Source organism: Tistrella mobilis KA081020-065 (assembly GCF_000264455.2).
Lineage (GTDB): Bacteria > Pseudomonadota > Alphaproteobacteria > Tistrellales > Tistrellaceae > Tistrella > Tistrella mobilis.
Genome location: NC_017956.1, coordinates 965,307 through 983,793, shown reverse-complemented (window position 1 = coordinate 983,793; position 18,487 = coordinate 965,307). Strand labels below are relative to the sequence as shown.

Sequence of the window (18,487 nt, the reverse complement as noted above, 5' to 3'; positions counted from 1 at the left end):
CGCTCTTCGGTGCCGTAACAGCATAAATCTGCATCAGATTGAGCACCGAGTGCCGCATTGTCAAGCCGTGCCCCCGCCGACACCATTCCATGGCAGCTTCTGCGTCTTCGGACCATGCCTTCGGACCAGGCCTTTGGGCCATCTTCGCGGGAAAGACCCCCACGCCATGACACCGCGCCCCCATCCCTCCCGGGCCTATACGCTCGGCATCATCACCGGCTCGGGTCCCGAAGCCGGGCTCGATCTCTGGGCCAAGATCCTGCGCCATACCCAGGCCCTGATGGGGCCCGGCTTCCGCGGAGATCTGGACGCGCCGCGGCTGGTGGCGGTGTCAGAACCCGCCCTCGGCCTGTCGATGGATCTGAAGGCGAACGAGGCGGCGGTCTGGGCGGCGATGGAGCGGACGGTGCGCGAGATCGCCACCCGGGTCGATGCCTTCGCCATCGCCTGCAACACGCTGAACTGGTATGCCCCCCGCATCGACGCGCTGCTGGCCGGCATGCCGGGCGCCGGGCAGCTGGTCTCCTTCCAGGGCGTGCTGCACGACGAAATCCGACAGAGCGGTGCCGGCCGGGTCGGGCTGCTGGGTGCGGCCCCGGTCGTGGCGCTGGACGACCACTCCGCCTATGCTGGCCTGGCGGCTCAGGTTGCGATCGAAACCCCGGCCGATCCCGACCGGCTGCAGACGCTCATCCACGACGTGAAGCGGCTGGGCGGCGCCCATGCGTCGCTTGGCCCGCGGCTTGAGGAGATCATCATACAGATGGAGGCCGATACCATCCTGCTCGCCTGCACCGAACTGCCGCTGATCGCGCGGCCCGTCGCCGGGCGGCGGCTGATCGACGTGACCGATGCCGTCGCCGCCCGTCTGGCGGCGCTGGCGCTGGGTCATGCCGGCATGAAGGCGGCCTGATGCGCCTGCTGCTCATCCACACCGGCGGCACCATCGGCATGGGCGACACGCCCCATGGCCTCGGCCCCGTCGACGGGCTGGTCGAAGCCGCGGTCGAGGGGCGCCTGCCCAAGGGCATCCGGCTGACCACGAAGGTCTTCACACCGTTGCTCGACAGCGCCGATGTCGGCCCGGCGCACTGGAACCGGATGCTCGACCTGATCGACGACCAGCCGGGCACGCCGGTGATCGTCACCCACGGCACCGACACCATGGCCTTCACCGGTGCGGCGCTGTCGCAGGCGCTGGCAGGCCTTGGCCGCCATGTCGTGCTTTGCGGCGCCATGCAGCCGCTCAGCCGCGGCGGCGATGCGGAAGACAATCTCGATCTGGCGATCGATGCCGCCCTCCGCCCCGGCGAGGCGGTGATGCTGGCCTTCGCCGGCCGTCTGATGCCGGCGGAAGGGCTGGTCAAACACGATTCGCAGGGCGCCGACAGCTTCCGCGCCATCCCCCAGGCCCCCGCCTGCCCGCCCCGCCGCCGGCGGTTCGGCGACCGGCGGCTGGCGGTCCTCTCCCTCTCGCCCGGCATGCCGGCCGCCATGCTGCGGGCCTCTCTGGCGGAACTGGACGGCGCGGTGCTCAGGGTCTTCGGCTCGGGCACGGCGATGGCCGATCCCGAGGTTCTGTCCGCCCTGTCCGAGGCCGTGCGGGCCGGCAAGCGCATCCGCGCGGTCAGCCAGTGCGAACAGGGCGGACTGATCCCCGGCAGCTATGCCGCCGGCGCCGGTCTCTGGTCCTGCGGGGTAGAGAACGGCGGCACCGAGACCCCGGAAGCCGCCCTGATCCGTCTCTGGCTCGCCTGACCCCAGCCCCCGCACAACGAAATCGGGGGAGCCTCCCCCCGAATCTCCCCCGATCCGTCGCCGCGCCGGCTCCGCGTCAGCGAAGCCAGGCAGCGATCTCCTCATGACTGCCGAACCCCAGCCGCTGAGCGGTCTCGGCAACCCCTGCCCCGTCTGCCAGCGCCGTCTTCGCCACCCGGGCGGCCCGTGTGTAGCCGATATGGGGGACGAGCATCGTGGCCAGCACCAGCGAGTTCTCCAATGCCCCCTCGCATTGGGCGACATTCGCCTCGATGCCGACCACACAGCGCGTGGCCAGCGTATCCATGGCCCTGATCAGCATGCGCATGGACTGAAGCAGGTTGAGGATGATGACCGGCTCGAAGGCGTTGAGCTGCAACTGCCCCGCCTCTGCGGCCATGGTGACGGTCAGGTCGTTGCCGATCACCTGAAAGGCGACCTGGTTGACGACTTCGGGGATCACCGGATTGACCTTGCCCGGCATGATCGAACTGCCGGCCTGCATCGCCGGCAGCCGGATCTCGTTGAAGCCGGATCGCGGGCCCGAGGACAGCAGGCGCAGATCGTTGCAGATCTTGGACAGCTTGACCGCGATCCGTTTGAGCACGCCCGAGAAGGTGACATAGGCGCCGGTGTCCGACGACGCCTCGACCAGATCGCCGGCGAGCGTCACCTTCAGCCCCGAGACCAGGGCCAGTTCGGCGATCGCGCGCTCGGCATAACCGTCGGGTGTGTTGACCCGGGTGCCGATGGCGGTGCCGCCCAGATTGACCTCCAGCAGCAGCTCCGACAACCGGGCGATGATCGCGATGTCCTCGCGGATCGTGGCGGCGAAGCCGGCGAATTCCTGGCCCAGTGTCATCGGCACGGCATCCTGAAGCTGGGTGCGGCCGATCTTGCGGATATGGGCAAAGGCCGCCGCGCGATCGTCGAAGGCGGCACAGAGCCGCAGCTGGGCGTCGCGGAAGGCGGCGCACTGGTCGACGATCGCCAGCCTCAGCGCCGTCGGATAGACGTCGTTGGTCGACTGCGAGCGGTTGACGTCGTCATTCGGATGCAGATGGTCGTAATCGCCCGGCCGATGGCCCATGCGGATCAGGCCCAGATTGGCGATCACCTCGTTGACGTTCATGTTGGTCGAGGTGCCGGCACCGCCCTGGATCATGTCGACCCGGAAATGCTCCAGATGGCGGCCCTCGATGATTTCGGCCGCGACCGCCACGATCACGTCGTGCTTTTCGGGCGCAAGCACGCCCAGCGCCAGATTGGCGCGGGCCGCCGCCATCTTCACCCAGGCCAGCGCCCGGACGAATTCCGGAAACAGCGACAGCGGGATGCCGGTGATCGGGAAATTGGCGATGGCCCGGGCGGTGTGGATGCCCCAGAGGCAATCCTCGGGCAGAGGCATGCGGCCAAGGCCGTCCTCTTCGATGCGCATGGTGTGGTGCATCGGTCTGATCCAGGCTGTGATGTGCGGGGGTGGACCGGGGCCGCCCGGAAAGAACGGCCCCGGCAGTCGGGTCCGGGTTACTTCCAGACCGTCGGATCCCAGGCCTTGCGATCGATGTCGAGATCGGGGAAGCGCGCGGGATCGAGCACCGGGCGGGCGACGCCGGCCTTCAGCTGGGTGCGGTAGTCGTCGATCACCCGCATCGCCACGGGGAAGAGCATGATGATCGCGATCAGATTGACCAGGGCGAGCAGGCCCATCATCGGGTCCGAGAAGAAGAACACCGAGGTGGCCTGCGGGGCGGCGGCGCCCAGGAAGACCATCGCCAGGATGGCGAGGCGCAGCGCCAGAACGGCCGGCTTCGACCGGGTCATCACCGCCAGGCCGTTTTCGCCCAGATAGTAGTTGTAGATGATCGACGAGAAGGCGAAGAGCAGGATGGCGAGCGTCAGCAGATAGCGCGCGGCATCGCCCAGATGGCTGGCCAGCGACTGCTGGGTCAGCGCCACGCCGTCGATGCCCTGGGCACCCGGAACATAGACGTCGCCCAAAAGGATGATCAGCGCCGTGCAGGTGCAGATCAGCATGGTGTCGATGAAGACCGACAGCGACTGGGTGATGCCCTGGCTGACCGGATGGCGGACCAGCGCGGTGGCGGCCACATTCGGCGCCGAGCCCAGGCCCGCTTCATTGGAGAACAGACCCCGGCGCAGGCCCTGGGCGATGGCCGCGCCCATGCCGCCGGCCACCGCCTGATCGAAGCCGAAGGCCGAGCGGACGATCCGCACCAGCATGTCGGGCACATCGGCGATGTTGAGGCCGATGACCAGAATGGCGACCGCGATATAGCCGAGCGCCATGACCGGCACCACCACATCCGCCGCCCGGGCGATGCGCTTGATGCCGCCGAAGATGACCAGCGCGGTGACGGCGACGATGACGATGCCCGACCACAGGCGATCGATGCCGAAGCTGTCATGCAGGGCGCCGGCCATGGTGTTGCCCTGGAATGCATTGAAGCCGAAGCCGAACGAGGCCATCAGGCAGATGCCATAGACGATGGCCAGCCAGTTGTAGCGCCCGCCGAGACCGCGGCGGATGTAATAGGCCGGCCCGCCCCGGAACCCGCCCTCGCCGTCGCGGGTCTTATAGAGCTGGGCGAGCGTGCATTCGATCAGGCTGGTCGCCATGCCGCAGAGCGCGATCGCCCACATCCAGAACACCGCACCCGGGCCACCGAGCGTGATGGCCACCGCGACACCGGCGATGTTGCCGCCCCCGACACGCCCACCCACCGAGACCAGCAGCGCCTCCCGCGCCGAGATCGCGTTCGGATCGGCATTGTTGGCGCCGCGTCCCAGCACCCGGAACATCCGCCGGAAAAACACGAACTGCACGAAGCCCGACATGATCGTCAGGAACACGCCGAACACGACCAGGATCGGGATCAGCGCCCATCCCCAGGTCAGATTGTCGATCGCTCCGAAGAACGCCGTCAGAAACGCCATCGTCTCCCTCCTGCCCCACGGCCGTAATCCGGCCCGTTTTGGATGAGCGTCATGGTAGAGAGACCCCGCGCAGCGCAGGATTCCGCTGTTGGCTGCAACCTGATGCAGTTTGGTGCTGTTCACGCACCAGGGTGAACCAGTCATGCCGGGGCGCCCCGCAGGCGGCCCCTGCCGGGCCCGGATGCGGCGACCCTTGGCCCGCAACGGGAAGGCGCTGCGGAAATAGGCGGTTGACGGAGAGATGACACCCCGCCATCTTTGCGCCGCACGGCACTCGTTAAAGGTGGTTGACGCGGTCGCTGAGGCGTGCAATTGCCCGCGCGCACCGCAGGCCCGCTTTGCCCGTGGCGCTCCTTGTCGGCCCTGCGCCGGCCGCTGCCCCTCTTCGAACGCTTGCGTGAAGGCCCATGACCGCTCAGACGACCGATGCCACCTCGACCGCCACGCCGCGTGACATGGCCAATGCCGTGCGCGCCCTTGCCATGGACGCCGTCGAGCGTGCGAATTCCGGCCATCCGGGCATGCCGATGGGCATGGCCGACGCAGCCACCGTGCTGTTCACCCGTTTCCTGAAGTTCGATCCCAAGGCCCCGAAATGGGCCGATCGCGACCGTTTCGTGCTCTCGGCCGGCCACGGCTCGATGCTGCTCTATGCCCTGCTGCATCTGACCGGCTACGAGGACATGACGCTGGACGAGGTGAAGAACTTCCGCCAGCTGGGCGCCCGCACCGCCGGCCACCCCGAATACGGCCATGCCTCGGGGATCGAGACCACCACCGGCCCGCTCGGCCAGGGTATCGCCAATGCGGTCGGTATGGCACTGGCCGAGCGTCTGCTCGCCGCCCGCTTCGGCGGGTCGGTGGTCGACCACTACACCTATGTCATCGCCGGTGACGGCTGCCTGATGGAGGGCATCAGCCAGGAGGCGATCTCGCTCGCCGGCCATCTGAAGCTCTCGAAGCTGATCGTGCTCTGGGATGACAACGGCATCTCGATCGACGGCCCGGTCTCGCTGTCCAGCTCGGAAGACCAGCGGGCGCGCTTCGAGGCCGCCGGCTGGGCGACCGATGCGGTCGACGGCCATGATGCCGAGGCCGTCGCCGCTGCCCTCGACCGGGCACGCAGCTCCGACAAGCCGGTGATGATCGCCTGCCGCACGGTCATCGGCTATGGCGCGCCGAAGAAGGCCGGCACCTCGGGCGTGCATGGCGCGGCGCTGGGCGCCGAAGAGATCGCCGGCACCCGCGAGGCGCTGGCCTGGCCGCATGCGCCCTTCGAGATCCCGGCCGATATCCGCACCGCCTGGGCCCATGCCGGCGCCCGCGGCGCCGCCGAACGGGAAGCCTGGGAGAAGCGTCTGGGTGCGCTCGACGCAGAGGTGCAGGCCGACTTCACCCGCGCCATGGCGGGCGAACTGCCGGCGGGCTGGAAGCAGGCACTCGACGACTACATCGCCGGCCTGATCGCCTCGCCCAAGACCGTCGCCACCCGCAAGGCGTCGGAAATGGCGCTGGAAGTTCTGGTGCCGGCCATTCCTGAGCTGATCGGCGGCTCCGCCGACCTCACCGGATCGAACAACACCCGCACCAAGGGCATGAAGCCGGTGGCGCCGGGCGAGTTCGACGGCCGCTATGTCTTCTGGGGCATCCGCGAGCACGGCATGGCCGCCGCCATGAACGGCATGGCGCTGCATGGCGGCGTGATCCCCTATGGCGGAACCTTCCTGGTCTTCACCGATTATTGCCGGCCGGCTATCCGTCTGTCGGCACTGATGGAGCAGCGGGTCATCTATGTCATGACCCACGACTCGATCGGCCTGGGTGAGGACGGCCCGACCCATCAGCCGGTCGAGCATCTGATGAGCCTGCGCATGATGCCGAATGTGGCGGTGATGCGTCCGGCCGACGTGGTTGAGACGGCGGAATGCTGGGCGGCGGCGCTGGAGCGGACCAACGGCCCGTCGGTGCTGGCGCTCAGCCGCCAGAACCTGAAGCAGCTGCGCCTCGAGGCATCGGCCGAGAACCTTTCGGCCAAGGGTGCCTATATCCTGCGCGAAGCATCGGCCGCCCCTAAGGCCGTGCTGCTCGCCACCGGTTCGGAAGTCGAGATCGCGGTCGCCGCGGCCGAGGTACTGGAAGCCAAAGGCGTGCCGACCCGCGTGGTCTCGATGCCCTGCTGGGAGCTGTTCGCAGCCCAGCCGGCCGATTATCAGGCCCGGGTGCTGGGCGGCGACGTCGTCCGCATCGCGATCGAGGCCGGCATCGGCTTCGGCTGGGAACGCTGGACCGGCCCCAAGGGTGCCGTGATCGGCATGACCGGCTTCGGTGCCAGCGCGCCGGCGCCCGAACTCTACCGTCACTTCGGCATCACCGCCGAGGCTGTGGTCGACGCAGCACTCGCGCGCGTCTGATCATGGATCCGGGTCCGGCCCCCCGTTCAGGGGCTGGCCGGCCCGCGGTGCCGCAGCGACCGTAACAACCCCCCAGGGGAGCCGCCATGGCGGTCGGCTTCCCAACGTCGAAGACAGTTCGGAGGAAGGCATGACCATTCGGGTGGCGATCAACGGCTTCGGCCGCATCGGCCGTGGCGTTCTGCGTGCGATCGTCGAGTCGGGCCGGACCGACATCCAGGTCGTCGGGATCAACGATCTCGCGCCTGCCGAGACCAACGCCCATCTGTTCAAGTACGACTCGGTCCATGGCCGTTTCAACGGCGAGGTCAAGGTCGAGGGCGACACCATCGACGTCGGCACCGGCCCGATCAAGGTGACTTCGGAACGCGACCCGGCCAAGCTGCCCTGGGGCGAGCTGAAGGTCGACGTGGCGCTGGAGTGCACCGGCATCTTCACCAAGCGTGATGCCGCCGCCAAGCACCTGGAAGCCGGCGCCCGCAAGGTGCTGGTCTCGGCCCCGGCGGACAATGCCGATTACACCGTGGTGTTCGGCGTGAACGAGGCCGGGCTTACGCCTGAGCACACCGTGGTGTCGAACGCGTCCTGCACCACCAACTGCCTGGCCCCGGTCGCCAAGGTGCTGAACGACACCATCGGCATCGAGCATGGCTACATGACCACGGTCCACGCCTATACCGGCGACCAGCCGGTTCTGGACGTGGCCCACAAGGATCTGCGCCGCGCCCGTGCCGCCGCGCAGTCGATCATCCCGACTTCGACCGGTGCCGCCCGTGCGGTCGGCCTGGTGCTGCCTGAACTGAAGGGCAAGCTGGACGGCGTCGCCGTGCGCGTGCCGACCCCGAACGTGTCGATGATCGACCTGACCGTCGTCGCCAAGCGCGCGACCTCGGTCGACGAGGTCAATGCCGCGATGCGCGCCGCCGCCGAGGGCCCGATGAAGGGCGTTCTGGGCGTGGTCAGCGAACCGCTGGTGTCGATCGACTTCAACCACGACCCGCATTCGTCGAGCTTCGACACCACCCAGACCGCGGTGATCGACGGCACGCTGGTGCGTGTTCTGTCGTGGTATGACAACGAGTGGGGCTTCTCGAACCGCATGGCCGATACGGCCGTGGCGCTCGGCAAGCTCTGATCTTGTCCGATGCGGGCCCCGCGCAGCGATGCGCGGGGCCCGTTTCTTTAGATCGTCGTCAGATCGCCTCTCATACGGCCCTTCCCTCGCGAGAACGGAACGCTCCCCCATGCCCGCCAGCTTCAAGACCCTCGACCAGATCGACGTCGCCGGCAAGGTCGTCCTTGTCCGCCTGGACCTGAACGTGCCGATGAAGGACGGTGTCGTCACCGACGCGACCCGCATCGAGCGCCAGGCCCCGACGGTGCGCGCGCTGGCCGAACGCGGCGCCCGGGTGGTGGTTCTCTCGCATTTCGACCGGCCCAAGGGCAAGGTCGTGCCGTCGATGTCGCTGAAGCCGGTGGCGGCCCCGCTCGCCGCCGCGATCGGCCGTCCGGTGGCCTTCGCCGAGGATTGCATCGGCGACACCGCCGCGGCCGTGGTGGGCCGACTTGGCGATGGCGAGGTGGCGCTGCTCGAAAACCTGCGCTTCCATGCCGGGGAAGAGAAGAACGAGGCCGGTTTCGCCGATGCGCTGGCGAGCCTGGGCCAGGTGTTCATCTCCGACGCCTTCTCCTGCGCCCATCGCGCCCATGCCTCGACCGTGGGTCTGGCCGAGCGTCTGCCCACCGCCGCCGGCCTGTCGATGCAGGCGGAGCTTGAGGCGCTGGGCGCGGCCCTTGCCGAGCCGCAGCGCCCGGTGGCCGCGATCGTCGGCGGCGCCAAGGTCTCGACCAAGATCGATCTGCTCAACAATCTGGTCGCGCGGGTCGATGCGGTGATCATCGGCGGCGGCATGGCCAACACCTTCCTGCATGCCCAGGGCATCGCGGTCGGCAAGTCGCTCTGCGAGGCGGACCTGGCCGAGACCGCGCGTGGCATCCTGGCCAAGGCCGAGGCCGCCGGCTGCAAGGTCGTGCTGCCGGTGGATGCCGTGGTGGCGCGCGAGTTCAAGGCCGGGGCCGACAACCGCACCGTCGATGTGGCCGAGGTGGCGGCCGACGAGATGATCCTGGATGTGGGCCCCAAGACCGTCGCCGAGATCGAAGCCTGCCTCGCCGGCTCGAAGACCCTGCTCTGGAACGGCCCCTTCGGCGCCTTCGAGATCCAGCCCTTCGACGCCGCGACGGTGGCGGTCGCGAAGGCGGTCGAAAAGCTGACCAGCGGCGGCACGCTGGCCTCGATCGCAGGCGGCGGCGATACGGTCGCGGCGCTCGCCCATGCCGGGGTGGTCGACGCGCTCACCTATGTCTCCACCGCCGGCGGCGCCTTCCTCGAATATTGCGAGGGCAAGGAACTGCCCGGCGTGGCAGCGCTTTCCCGTTGACCGATGACGGTCGGTGCAGGCGGGGATGATCGCGTGGCGGCGGTGGCGGCCCTCGCCGACATCACTGCCCTCGCCGATGCGATCAGGGACGGGCGACGGGCGGTGCCCGCCGTGGTGACCACCCCGCCCGGCCTGATGGCCGCAGGCGGGATCGGCTGGATCCGGGAACTGGCCGCGGCGCTGGCCGCGCGCCCTGAAACCGCCGGTTGCCGGCTGGTGGTCGACTGCGGCAGCGATGCCGCACGCGCCCATATGCTGGCGGCCTCGGGGCTGGCCGATCCGGTGATCGAGACCTCACCGGCGGTGTTCACGACGCTCTGCGCCGCCGCCGCCCCCGAAACCAGGGTACGAACGCCCCGAGACCCTCTCTGAGACGCCCTGTCGAGGCCGCTGACACGAAGTTGTCGCGCCCCCCACCGTGGTCGGGTGATTGCAAATCACGCACGTCTCGGTTACAAGGCGCATCGGACGGGCATACCCCGCGGCCGGTACTGCTTTTCAGCGCCGGACCAGGAGTTTACAGCAAAGGTGGCCGTCCCGACGGCCACCGGCGCATCAGCCAGGGAACGACGACCGGATGAAGATCACTCAGCGCGTGAAGCGGATCCTCGCCAATTACGAAGGCGAGAACCCGGGTGTGAAGGCGAACCTCGCCCGCATCCTGATGGAAGGCCGTCTGGGCGGCACCGGCCGTCTGGTCATCCTGCCGGTCGACCAGGGCTTCGAGCACGGTCCCGCGCGCAGCTTCGCCCCGAATCCGCCGGCCTACGACCCCCACTACCACTACCAGCTGGCGATCGATGCCGGCCTGTCGGCCTATGCCGCGCCGCTCGGCATGCTGGAAGCCGGTGCCGACACCTTTGCCGGTGCGATCCCGACCATCCTGAAGGTCAACAGCTCCAACAGCCTGGCGACCGAGAAGGACCAGGCCGTGACCGCGACCGTCGACGACGCCCTGCGTCTCGGCTGCGCAGCCATCGGCTTCACCATCTATCCGGGCTCGGAATACCAGTTCGAGATGATCGAGGAGCTGCGCGAGCTGACCCTCGAGGCGAAGTCGAAGGGCGTCGCCGTGGTCGTCTGGTCGTATCCGCGCGGCGGCATGCTGTCGAAGAAGGGCGAGACCGCCCTCGACGTCTGCGCCTACGCCGCCCATCATGCGGCCCTGCTCGGCGCGAACATCATCAAGGTGAAGCCGCCGACCGCCGATCTGGAGCAGGACGAGGCCAAGAAGGTCTACGAGAAGTTCGACATCGCCCGCTCGACGCTGGCGGAGCGCATCTCGCACGTCATGCAGGCCTCGTTCGCCGGCCGCCGCATCGTGGTGTTCTCGGGCGGTAACGCCAAGGGCACCGACGAGCTGATGGACGAGATCCGGCAGCTGCGCGACGGTGGTGCCAACGGCTCGATCATCGGCCGCAACACCTTCCAGCGCCCGCGTGAGGAGGCCCTCGCCCTGCTCGACCAGATCATCAAGATCTATCAGGGCAAGGCGTGAGCGCGTCCCGCGATTGCCGCCTCTATCTGCTGACGCCGCCGGCCTTCGTGCCGGCGGCGTTCGCGGATACGCTTGCCCGCGCGCTCGACGGCGGTGACGTCGCCTGCCTGCAGATCCGTCTGAAGGATGCGGCCGACGACGACGTCCGGCGCGCGGTGGAGCGGCTGCTGCCGGTGGCCCAGCCGCGCGGTGTCGCCGTGCTGGTCAACGACCGGCCCGACATCGCCGCCGAAATGGGGGCCGACGGCGCCCATATCGGTCAGGACGACATGGATCAGGCCAAGGCCCGCAAGATCCTGGGGCCCAACGCCATCCTGGGTATTTCCGCCTATGCCTCGCGGCACCGCGCCATGGTCGCGGCCGAAGAGGGGGCGGATTACGTCGCCTTCGGCGCCTTCTTCCCCTCCACCACCAAGACGCCGCCGGCGACCGCCGGGCTGGATCTGCTGGACTGGTGGCAGGAGCTGATGGAAGTGCCCTGCGTCGCCATCGGCGGCATCACGGTTGCGAACTGCGCGCCCCTGGTCCGTGCCGGTGCCGATTTCCTGGCGGTCACCGCCGGGGTGTGGAATTACGAGGCCGGCCCCGCCCAGGCGGTCGCCGACTTCAACCGCGAGATTGCGCGGGCCCTCGAAGACGAAGGCCCCGTCCCCGACCGGGGCTGACGGCCCGAGGGTTCCTCTCCGCGGCAGCGGCCGCGCGGACCCGCGGCGTTCCGTCAGCCCCCGAGACCCGGGGCGGCGGCGATTTCACGGGATGGCGGCGCCCCTTATCATCGCCCCCGTTCGACCAGCGCCATCCCGAAGACCCGTCCCGAGCCCCCCGCCCCGGCAGCCTGTCCGGCGGCTGAGCGGGGCCGGAAACGAAGGACCGCAGGCCATGAAGATCAACGGCAACGCCATCCGCCCGGGCATGATCATCGAGCATCAGAACCGGCTCTGGGTCGCCCGTCGCACCATGCACACCCAGCCCGGCAAGGGTGGTGCGTATCTGCAGGTGGAGCTGAAGGACATCCGCACCGGCACCAAGCTGAACGAGCGCTTCCGCGCCTCGGAAGCGGTGGAGCGCGTGCGGCTGGACGAGAAGGAATACCAGTACCTCTACGCCGACGGCGACATGCTCACCCTGATGGATCAGGAGACCTACGAGCAGATCAACGTGCCCCGGGATCTGGCCGGCGACGCCGCGGTCTTCCTGCAGGACGGCATGACCGTCACCGTCTCGTCCTACGAGGAAGAGCCGCTGTCGGTGGAACTGCCTGAGTCGGTCATCCTCGAGGTCACCGAGACCGAGCCGACCGTGAAGGGCCAGACCGCCGCAGCGTCCTACAAGCCGGCCCTGCTGGAGAACGGCGTGCGCATCATGGTGCCGCCGCATATCGAGACCGGCACCCGCGTGGTGGTGATGACCGCCGACCAGACCTATCTGGAGCGCGCGAAGGACTGACCTGCGGCATCCGCAGTTCCGTCCCGCGCCCCGTTCGGGCATGATGCGCCCCCGCAGGCGGTTCCACGCCGGCGGGGGCGCTTCGTCCTTGGACGACGGCGCCCGCGCGGCCCCCTGCCCCGTTCTTTCTGTTCGTCCGACGACCTCGTGCCCGGGAGTTGCCACCGATGGCCATCCGTTCCCCCATCCTCAATGTCATGATCGGTGCCGCCCAGAAGGCCGCCCGCGGCCTGATCCGCGATTTCGGCGAGGTCGAGAACCTCCAGGTGTCCCGCAAGGGGCCGGCCGATTTCGTGTCCAGCGCCGACCTGAAGTCCGAGAAGGTGCTGCGCGCCGAACTCGCCAAGGCCCGCCCCGATTTCGGCTTCCTGATGGAGGAAGGCGGCGAGGTGAAGGGCTCGGGCGACGGCCCGTCGCATCGCTGGATCATCGATCCGCTGGACGGGACCCACAACTTCCTGCACGGCATCCCGCATTTCGCCGTAACCGTGGCGCTGGAACGCGAGGGCGAGATCATCGCCGGCGTGACCTATGATCCGCTGCGCGACGAGATGTTCTCGGCCGAAAAGGGCTATGGCACCTTCGTCAACGACCGCCGCATCCGCGTCGCTGCCCGGCGGCAGCTGATCGACTGCGTGGTCGCCACCGGCATTCCGCGCGCCGACAAGCCCAACCACACCGAATACCTGAAGATGCTGGCCGGCATGATGAAGAACACCGGCGGCATCCGCCGCTTCGGCTCGGCGGCGCTCGACCTCGCCTATGTCGCGGCCGGCCGCTTCGATGCCTTCTTCGAGCTGGACCTGCAGCCCTGGGACATGGCGGCCGGCGTGATCCTGGTCCGCGAGGCAGGCGGTTTCGTCAGCGACCTGACCGGCGGCGACGGCATGCTGACCAGCGGCCATATCATCGCCGGCAATACCACCGTCCACGGCCAGACCCACAAGGTGCTGAGCACGATGCTGGCCAAGCGGCCGCGCCGCCCGGGCGAGGCGCCGGCCAAGGCGTAAGACCGGCGATCCTGCGACGGCGGGGCGCAGTCATACCCGCCGGGCTTGCCGCTGCTTCGGCGGGTGGGCTATGGTTGGACGGGTCGGCGCACCCCGGTGCACCGGCCGGTCCTGCCGTGCGGCCGCATGACGGCCGCAGGCGATCAGCCATCAGGATGCCATGACGCCCGCGTCGACGCCGACATCCACCGCCCGGCAGCGCAGCACCCCCCGGCCCCATGGCCGGGGCGTTCGTGTCGCGCCCGCCCACCGCTGCCGCCGGATCCGCCGCACCGTGGCCCGCCGCACACTGGTCGCCGTCATGACCGGTCTGGCCGCCCTGCTGCCGCTGGCGGCCGGAACGGCCACCACCGCGGCGGCCCAGCAGGCCGTATCGCAGGCCCCCCTTTCCATTCCCTTCGAGACCGGCAGCGCCGACATCCCGACCTCCGGGCGGCGCGCGGTCGAAGATTTCGCCCGCGGCCTGCCCGACCGGACGCGCGTGCTGGTCGATGCCTATGCGACCGCCGCCGCCGATGCGCCGCCCCATGCCGCCCGGCGGCTGGCGCTCGACCGGGCGCTGGCGGTGCGCGAGATCCTGTCGGGCGCCGGGATCGGGCCGACACGTATCGAGTTGAAGGTTCACGGCGCCGCCACCGACGGCCCGGCCGACCGGGTCGATCTCGACATCCGGGGGGCGGGATGAGCGGTGTTGGCGTTCCGGGCCGGCCGCCGCCGTTCCCCCACCACATATTCCCCTGCCCGCAGGTCGGCATCGCCCGGCCGCATGCCAGACACCGATCGAAGAGCAAGGGTTGATCCGCATGGCCCGCCCGACGACCGACACCCTGACCCGCCCCCAGCGCTATCTGGTGCGGATGATCATCTTCCTCGTCCTGGCGCTGGCCGTGGCCGCCCTGCTCGGACCCACCCTGATCGACGCGTTCATGACCAACCCGGTCCTGAACGCGCTGATCATCGGCACCGCGGTGCTGGGCTGCGCCTACACGCTGCGCAATGTCTGGCGGCTGAACGGCGAGGTCGCCTGGCTGGAGGGCTTCCGCCAGAACCGGCCGGGCATGGCGGCAACGCCCACCCCCGACCTGCTGGCGCCGATCGCCGGCATGATGTCGCAGACCCGCGAGGACGCGAAGCTGTCGCCGCTCGCCAGCCGCTCGCTGCTCGACAGCCTGGGCTCGCGGCTGGATGAAAGCCGCGAAATCAGCCGCTACATCATCGGCCTGCTGATCTTCCTCGGTCTGCTCGGCACCTTCTGGGGGCTGATCCAGACCATTACCTCCGTCGCCGCGGTGATCGGCGACCTCTCGGTCGGCACGGGCGATGTCGGGCGGCTGTTCGACGACCTGAAGGCCGGGCTGGAGGCACCGCTCGCCGGCATGGGCACGGCCTTCTCGTCCTCGCTCTTCGGCCTTGCCAGCTCTCTGGTTCTGGGCTTCCTGGACCTTCAGGCCGGCCAGGCTCAGGGCCGGTTCTTCAACGAGGTCGAGGAATGGTTCTCGCGCCTCACCAAGCTCGGCGGCGGTGCCGGTGCGATCGAGATCGAGGGGGCGCCCGGTGCCGGGGCCTATCTGGCGGCGCTGGTCGAACAGACCGCCGAGAACCTGTCGGATCTGAAGCGCACCCTGCAGCGCTCTGAAGAGGCCCGCCGTCAGGGCGACGAGAACCTGAAGGCCCTGACCGAACGGCTCGCCACCCTCACCGATCAGATGCGCGTCGAACAGACCGTGCTGGTGAAGATGGCCGAACAGCAGAAGGATCTGAAACCCCTGCTTTCCGCCCTGGTGGATGCCCAGAACCGCGATGACGGCTTCGACGAGGCCAGCCGCGCGCATCTGCGCAATGTCGACATCCTGCTCTCGCGGATGGTCGAAGACATTCCCCAGGGCCGGCAGCAGGCGGTGGAGGACATCCGGTCCGAGGTCCGCCTGCTTGCCCGCACCATCGCGGCCCTTGCCGCCGAGGACGACGCCCGGCGCTGAGCCGGGCGCCCTCTTCGTCAGCCCCTGCCGGCATCCCACCCGATGCCCCGCCAGCCTTCCAAGGATCGACGCTCATGCGCCGTTATCGCCGCAAACAGGGCGGCAGCGACATCTGGCCCGGCTTCGTCGACGCTTTGTCGTCGCTGCTGCTGGTCATCATCTTCCTGCTCGTGGTCTTCATGCTGGCCCAGTTCTATCTGAGCCAGGCCCTGTCGGGCCGCGAGGAGAAGCTGGACCAGTTGACGCGGCAGCTCAACGAGATCACGGCGCTTCTGAACCTGGAAAAGGCCGGTGCGGATGAATTGCGCACCACGCTCGACCGGGTCTCCAGCGACCTCGAACGGTCCACCGCCGAGCGCGACAGCCTGGCGGCGCGGGTGTCCGAGGCCGACCAGCGGATCACCGCCCTTGAACAGGCGCTGAACGAGGCAGCCCAGACCCAGCAGGCCACCGAGGCCGAGCGGGCGCGGATCGCAACCGCGCTGGAAAGCGCCGAGAGCGACAAACGCAGCCTGAACGACCGGGTGGCGGAGCTGGAAGAACGGCTGCGCATCCTGGACGAGCGGCTGGTGGCAAGCGAGCAGACGGCGGATCAGCGCGCGCTGGCGCTGCAGAGCGCCGGCGACCAGCTGGCCGACGCGAAATCGGCGATCGAGGCCCAGGCCTCCAGCGTCGATGCGGCACTGGATCGCGCCGACCGGCAGAAACAGCGCGCGGATGCCGCCGAGGCCCGGGTCGCCGACATGGCCGCACAGCTGGAGCGGCTGAACCAGGAACTGGCCCGGCTTGCCGGGCTGCTGGACGAAAGCCGCAAGCGCAGCGAGGAACAGCAGGCGACCATCGCCGATCTGGGCCAGCAGCTGAACCAGGCGCTCGCCGCCAAGGTCGAGGAACTGGCCCGCTACCGCTCGGAATTCTTCGGCCGGCTGCGCGAAGTGCTGGGCGGGCGCGACGACATCCAGATCGTCGGCGACCGCTTCGTCTTCCAGTCGGAAGTTCTGTTCGACAGCGGCTCTGCCGATGTCACCGGCCCGGGCCGCGCCCAGCTCGCCCGGCTGGCGGACGCGCTCAACCAGATCGCCGGCGAAATTCCGGAAGACATCAACTGGGTGCTGCAGGTCGACGGCCATACCGACATCCGGCCGATCTCCACCCCCGCCTTCGCCTCCAACTGGGAACTGTCGGCGGCGCGGGCGATTTCGGTGGTCAAGTTCCTGATCTCGCAGGGTGTGCCGCCCTGGCGGCTGTCGGCGGCCGGCTATGGCGAGTTTCATCCGATCGATACCGCCGAGACCCAGGAGGCCTATCGCCGCAACCGCCGGATCGAGCTGAAGCTGACCAACAAGTGAGGCGATTCCGCCAGGCCCGGCGTTATTCGGCTGGACGGGTTGCCCTGTCCATGGTATGTCGCAGCCTCGAATTTTCCGCGAGGAGGCATCGCCATGAAGCAGGGCATCCATCCGGATTACCACGAGATCACCGTGGTGATGACCGACGGCACCACCTTCCAGACCCGTTCGACCTATGGCAAGCCCGGCGACACGCTGCAGCTTGACGTCGACATCAAGACCCACCCGGTGTGGACCGGCGGCACCGTCCGCCTGTCCGAGAAGGCCGGCCAGGTCGCGAAGTTCAAGAAGCGTTTCGCGAACTTCGGCATCTGAACGACCGCCGGGCGGCCAGCGCCGCCCTCCGGAGCGTCCTCGCTGAAACCCGGCATTCGTCCCCGTCCAGGGGCTCGGATGCCGGGTTTCAGCGTTGAGGGGGCAGGTTTTCGGATGGAGGGCGGGGCGGGGGTCAGGATTCGACCGGCCTGAGGTGGCTCAGGGGAATCGGGTGAAAGTTTTTAAACTGCGATGAGGCTTGCGAGGAAGTCGTCGTCCCAGGCGGCGACCTTGCGTCGGAGGCGTAGGGAGTCCTTTCCCGGTGCTTGTCGCAGCAGGTTATGTGCCATGTGCTTCAGGGTTGTGAAGTTGGCTGGGGCGTTTTGGGTACGCACCCGGCATTCGTCATCACGGAAGACCATATCCATGACCCAGTGGAGACTATTCTCGATGGCCCAATGACTTCTGATGATCGGCCCGACGAGAGCGGCGATGAGCGCCAATGATGTGATGTAGAGCCGGGTTTCGCTGTCGATTTTGTCGCCGATCCGTCGCGTGCTTTCCACGACGACGATGCTTTTGAGGCCGGGCCAGTCATGTCGCGCCCGGAGCCAGGCGACATCATGGATGACGGTGGTCTTGCGGGTTTCGATCCGGCCATGATCGCCGTCGACGGTCTCGTGCTGGCTGATGGTCGTATCCTGGAAGCCCTTGGCCTGCTGTTCGGCGACGAACAGGGCGACGTCCTCGCGCAGCGATCCTTGATTGCCTTTGAGGGCCAACACGTAATCGGCCTTCTTGTCGGTGATCCTGGCCGCAATGTCGCGCTGGCATCCCATGGCGTCGATGGTCACGATGGCCCCTTCGATCGCCAGCAGGTCCAATAGCTTGGGAATGGCCACGATCTCGTTCGACTTCTCGTCCACCTTGACCTGACCCAGCACCAGACGCTGCCGGGCGGCGAAGGCCGAGACCATGTGGATGGGCGCCTTCGCGTCCTTCTTCCCGCCCGAACGCCGCACGGTCTTGCCATCAATGGCGATCACGCCCTCAGGCGTCCCGGTAACCGACGCCACCCACGACACGAAGCACCGCTGAAAGCTCTCCGCGTCCAGCGACGCGAAGATGTCACCCAGCGTGTCGTGCGGCGGCGTGCCATCCGCGAATGGCCGGAAGCGCCGCAGCAGATCGAGCTTCTTTTGGCCAAAGCGCGCGATGTCCGTGAAGGTCTCCGCTCCCGCCAGCACCGCCAGAAGGCTCAGGAGCAGCACCTCATCAAGCGGATACACAATCTTGCCAGCTTGCCGCCCGTCCGGAAGCTCCTCAAAATGCTCAAGAAACCCAATCGCTTCGCCCAAGGCCCCACACGGTTCCATCCATCC

17 protein-coding genes are annotated in these 18,487 nt (G+C 68.4%); 14 read left to right on the top strand and 3 right to left on the bottom strand.

Going from position 1 to position 18,487, the window contains the following annotated elements; genetic code table 11:
- Positions 1-166 precede the first annotated feature (166 nt).
- A complete protein-coding gene (locus TMO_RS04490) occupies positions 167-913 on the top strand; it encodes an aspartate/glutamate racemase family protein (protein WP_014744408.1) in 747 nt (248 codons plus the stop codon).
- Positions 913-1,758, top strand: coding sequence for an asparaginase (locus TMO_RS04485; protein ID WP_014744407.1), 846 nt, complete (start codon positions 913-915; stop codon positions 1,756-1,758). The genes TMO_RS04490 and TMO_RS04485 overlap by 1 nt, the downstream gene beginning before the upstream one ends.
- 76 nt (positions 1,759-1,834) lie before the next feature.
- Here TMO_RS04485 and TMO_RS04480 read toward each other — a convergent pair whose 3' ends face one another.
- Together TMO_RS04480 and TMO_RS04475 are read right to left on the bottom strand one after the other, a co-directional pair.
- On the bottom strand, positions 1,835-3,208 hold the full coding sequence (locus tag TMO_RS04480; protein WP_014744406.1) for an aspartate ammonia-lyase: 1,374 nt from the start codon (positions 3,206-3,208) through the stop codon (positions 1,835-1,837).
- 77 nt (positions 3,209-3,285) lie between these two features.
- Positions 3,286-4,716, bottom strand: a complete 1,431-nt coding sequence (locus tag TMO_RS04475) for an alanine/glycine:cation symporter family protein (RefSeq protein WP_014744405.1) — start codon at positions 4,714-4,716, stop codon at positions 3,286-3,288.
- A gap of 407 nt (positions 4,717-5,123) precedes the next feature.
- On the opposite strand from TMO_RS04475, the gene tkt reads away from it, so the two are divergent.
- The 12 genes from tkt (at position 5,124) to rpmE (ending at position 17,165) form a co-directional block, all read left to right on the top strand.
- The gene (tkt, locus tag TMO_RS04470) at positions 5,124-7,127 is read left to right on the top strand and encodes a transketolase (RefSeq protein WP_014744404.1); all 2,004 of its coding nucleotides are present in this window, start codon (positions 5,124-5,126) and stop codon (positions 7,125-7,127) included.
- 130 nt (positions 7,128-7,257) lie between these two features.
- Complete coding sequence (gene gap, locus TMO_RS04465) at positions 7,258-8,262, top strand: type I glyceraldehyde-3-phosphate dehydrogenase (RefSeq protein WP_014744402.1); 1,005 nt, start codon at positions 7,258-7,260, stop codon at positions 8,260-8,262.
- 109 nt (positions 8,263-8,371) lie between these two features.
- On the top strand, positions 8,372-9,568 hold the full coding sequence (locus TMO_RS04460; protein WP_014744401.1) for a phosphoglycerate kinase: 1,197 nt from the start codon (positions 8,372-8,374) through the stop codon (positions 9,566-9,568).
- A gap of 3 nt (positions 9,569-9,571) precedes the next feature.
- A complete protein-coding gene (locus TMO_RS04455) occupies positions 9,572-9,940 on the top strand; it encodes a hypothetical protein (RefSeq protein WP_041604828.1) in 369 nt (122 codons plus the stop codon).
- A 205-nt stretch (positions 9,941-10,145) separates the two neighbouring features.
- Positions 10,146-11,066 (top strand): class I fructose-bisphosphate aldolase, encoded by a 921-nt coding sequence (locus TMO_RS04450; protein WP_014744399.1) that lies wholly within the window; start codon positions 10,146-10,148, stop codon positions 11,064-11,066.
- Positions 11,063-11,731: a thiamine phosphate synthase gene (thiE, locus tag TMO_RS04445; RefSeq protein ID WP_014744398.1), complete on the top strand. Its 669-nt coding sequence runs from the start codon at positions 11,063-11,065 to the stop codon at positions 11,729-11,731. Before TMO_RS04450 ends, thiE begins: the two co-directional genes overlap by 4 nt.
- Positions 11,732-11,945: 214 nt before the next feature.
- The gene (efp, locus tag TMO_RS04440; RefSeq protein WP_014744397.1) at positions 11,946-12,512 is read left to right on the top strand and encodes an elongation factor P; all 567 of its coding nucleotides are present in this window, start codon (positions 11,946-11,948) and stop codon (positions 12,510-12,512) included.
- A gap of 167 nt (positions 12,513-12,679) precedes the next feature.
- On the top strand, positions 12,680-13,522 hold the full coding sequence (locus TMO_RS04435) for an inositol monophosphatase family protein (RefSeq protein ID WP_014744396.1): 843 nt from the start codon (positions 12,680-12,682) through the stop codon (positions 13,520-13,522).
- Between the two features lie 160 nt (positions 13,523-13,682).
- Entirely contained in the window at positions 13,683-14,207 is a 525-nt protein-coding gene (locus TMO_RS04430) for an OmpA family protein (RefSeq protein WP_041604827.1), read from the top strand.
- Positions 14,208-14,325: 118 nt separating this feature from the next.
- The gene (locus TMO_RS04425) at positions 14,326-15,501 is read left to right on the top strand and encodes a hypothetical protein (RefSeq protein ID WP_014744394.1); all 1,176 of its coding nucleotides are present in this window, start codon (positions 14,326-14,328) and stop codon (positions 15,499-15,501) included.
- Positions 15,502-15,575: 74 nt separating this feature from the next.
- Positions 15,576-16,850: a peptidoglycan -binding protein gene (locus TMO_RS04420; protein ID WP_014744393.1), complete on the top strand. Its 1,275-nt coding sequence runs from the start codon at positions 15,576-15,578 to the stop codon at positions 16,848-16,850.
- A 93-nt stretch (positions 16,851-16,943) separates the two neighbouring features.
- Positions 16,944-17,165, top strand: coding sequence for a 50S ribosomal protein L31 (gene rpmE, locus TMO_RS04415; RefSeq protein WP_014744392.1), 222 nt, complete (start codon positions 16,944-16,946; stop codon positions 17,163-17,165).
- A 182-nt stretch (positions 17,166-17,347) separates the two neighbouring features.
- On the opposite strand, the gene TMO_RS04410 is transcribed toward rpmE, so the two are convergent.
- Complete coding sequence (locus TMO_RS04410) at positions 17,348-18,481, bottom strand: ISAs1 family transposase (protein WP_051045304.1); 1,134 nt, start codon at positions 18,479-18,481, stop codon at positions 17,348-17,350.
- Positions 18,482-18,487 lie beyond the last annotated feature (6 nt).

Excerpts from the sequence above, each read along its gene's own strand:
- TMO_RS04490 (WP_014744408.1), top strand. The coding sequence starts at position 167 with ATGACACCGCGCCCCCATCCCTCCCGGGCCTATACGCTCGGCATCATC.
- TMO_RS04485 (WP_014744407.1), top strand. The coding sequence starts at position 913 with ATGCGCCTGCTGCTCATCCACACCGGCGGCACCATCGGCATGGGCGAC.
- TMO_RS04480 (WP_014744406.1), bottom strand. The coding sequence starts at position 3,208 with ATGCACCACACCATGCGCATCGAAGAGGACGGCCTTGGCCGCATGCCT.
- TMO_RS04475 (WP_014744405.1), bottom strand. The coding sequence starts at position 4,716 with ATGGCGTTTCTGACGGCGTTCTTCGGAGCGATCGACAATCTGACCTGG.
- tkt (WP_014744404.1), top strand. The coding sequence starts at position 5,124 with ATGACCGCTCAGACGACCGATGCCACCTCGACCGCCACGCCGCGTGAC.
- gap (WP_014744402.1), top strand. The coding sequence starts at position 7,258 with ATGACCATTCGGGTGGCGATCAACGGCTTCGGCCGCATCGGCCGTGGC.
- TMO_RS04460 (WP_014744401.1), top strand. The coding sequence starts at position 8,372 with ATGCCCGCCAGCTTCAAGACCCTCGACCAGATCGACGTCGCCGGCAAG.
- TMO_RS04455 (WP_041604828.1), top strand. The coding sequence starts at position 9,572 with ATGACGGTCGGTGCAGGCGGGGATGATCGCGTGGCGGCGGTGGCGGCC.
- TMO_RS04450 (WP_014744399.1), top strand. The coding sequence starts at position 10,146 with ATGAAGATCACTCAGCGCGTGAAGCGGATCCTCGCCAATTACGAAGGC.
- efp (WP_014744397.1), top strand. The coding sequence starts at position 11,946 with ATGAAGATCAACGGCAACGCCATCCGCCCGGGCATGATCATCGAGCAT.
- TMO_RS04435 (WP_014744396.1), top strand. The coding sequence starts at position 12,680 with ATGGCCATCCGTTCCCCCATCCTCAATGTCATGATCGGTGCCGCCCAG.
- TMO_RS04430 (WP_041604827.1), top strand. The coding sequence starts at position 13,683 with ATGACGCCCGCGTCGACGCCGACATCCACCGCCCGGCAGCGCAGCACC.
- TMO_RS04425 (WP_014744394.1), top strand. The coding sequence starts at position 14,326 with ATGGCCCGCCCGACGACCGACACCCTGACCCGCCCCCAGCGCTATCTG.
- TMO_RS04420 (WP_014744393.1), top strand. The coding sequence starts at position 15,576 with ATGCGCCGTTATCGCCGCAAACAGGGCGGCAGCGACATCTGGCCCGGC.
- rpmE (WP_014744392.1), top strand. The coding sequence starts at position 16,944 with ATGAAGCAGGGCATCCATCCGGATTACCACGAGATCACCGTGGTGATG.
- TMO_RS04410 (WP_051045304.1), bottom strand. The coding sequence starts at position 18,481 with ATGGAACCGTGTGGGGCCTTGGGCGAAGCGATTGGGTTTCTTGAGCAT.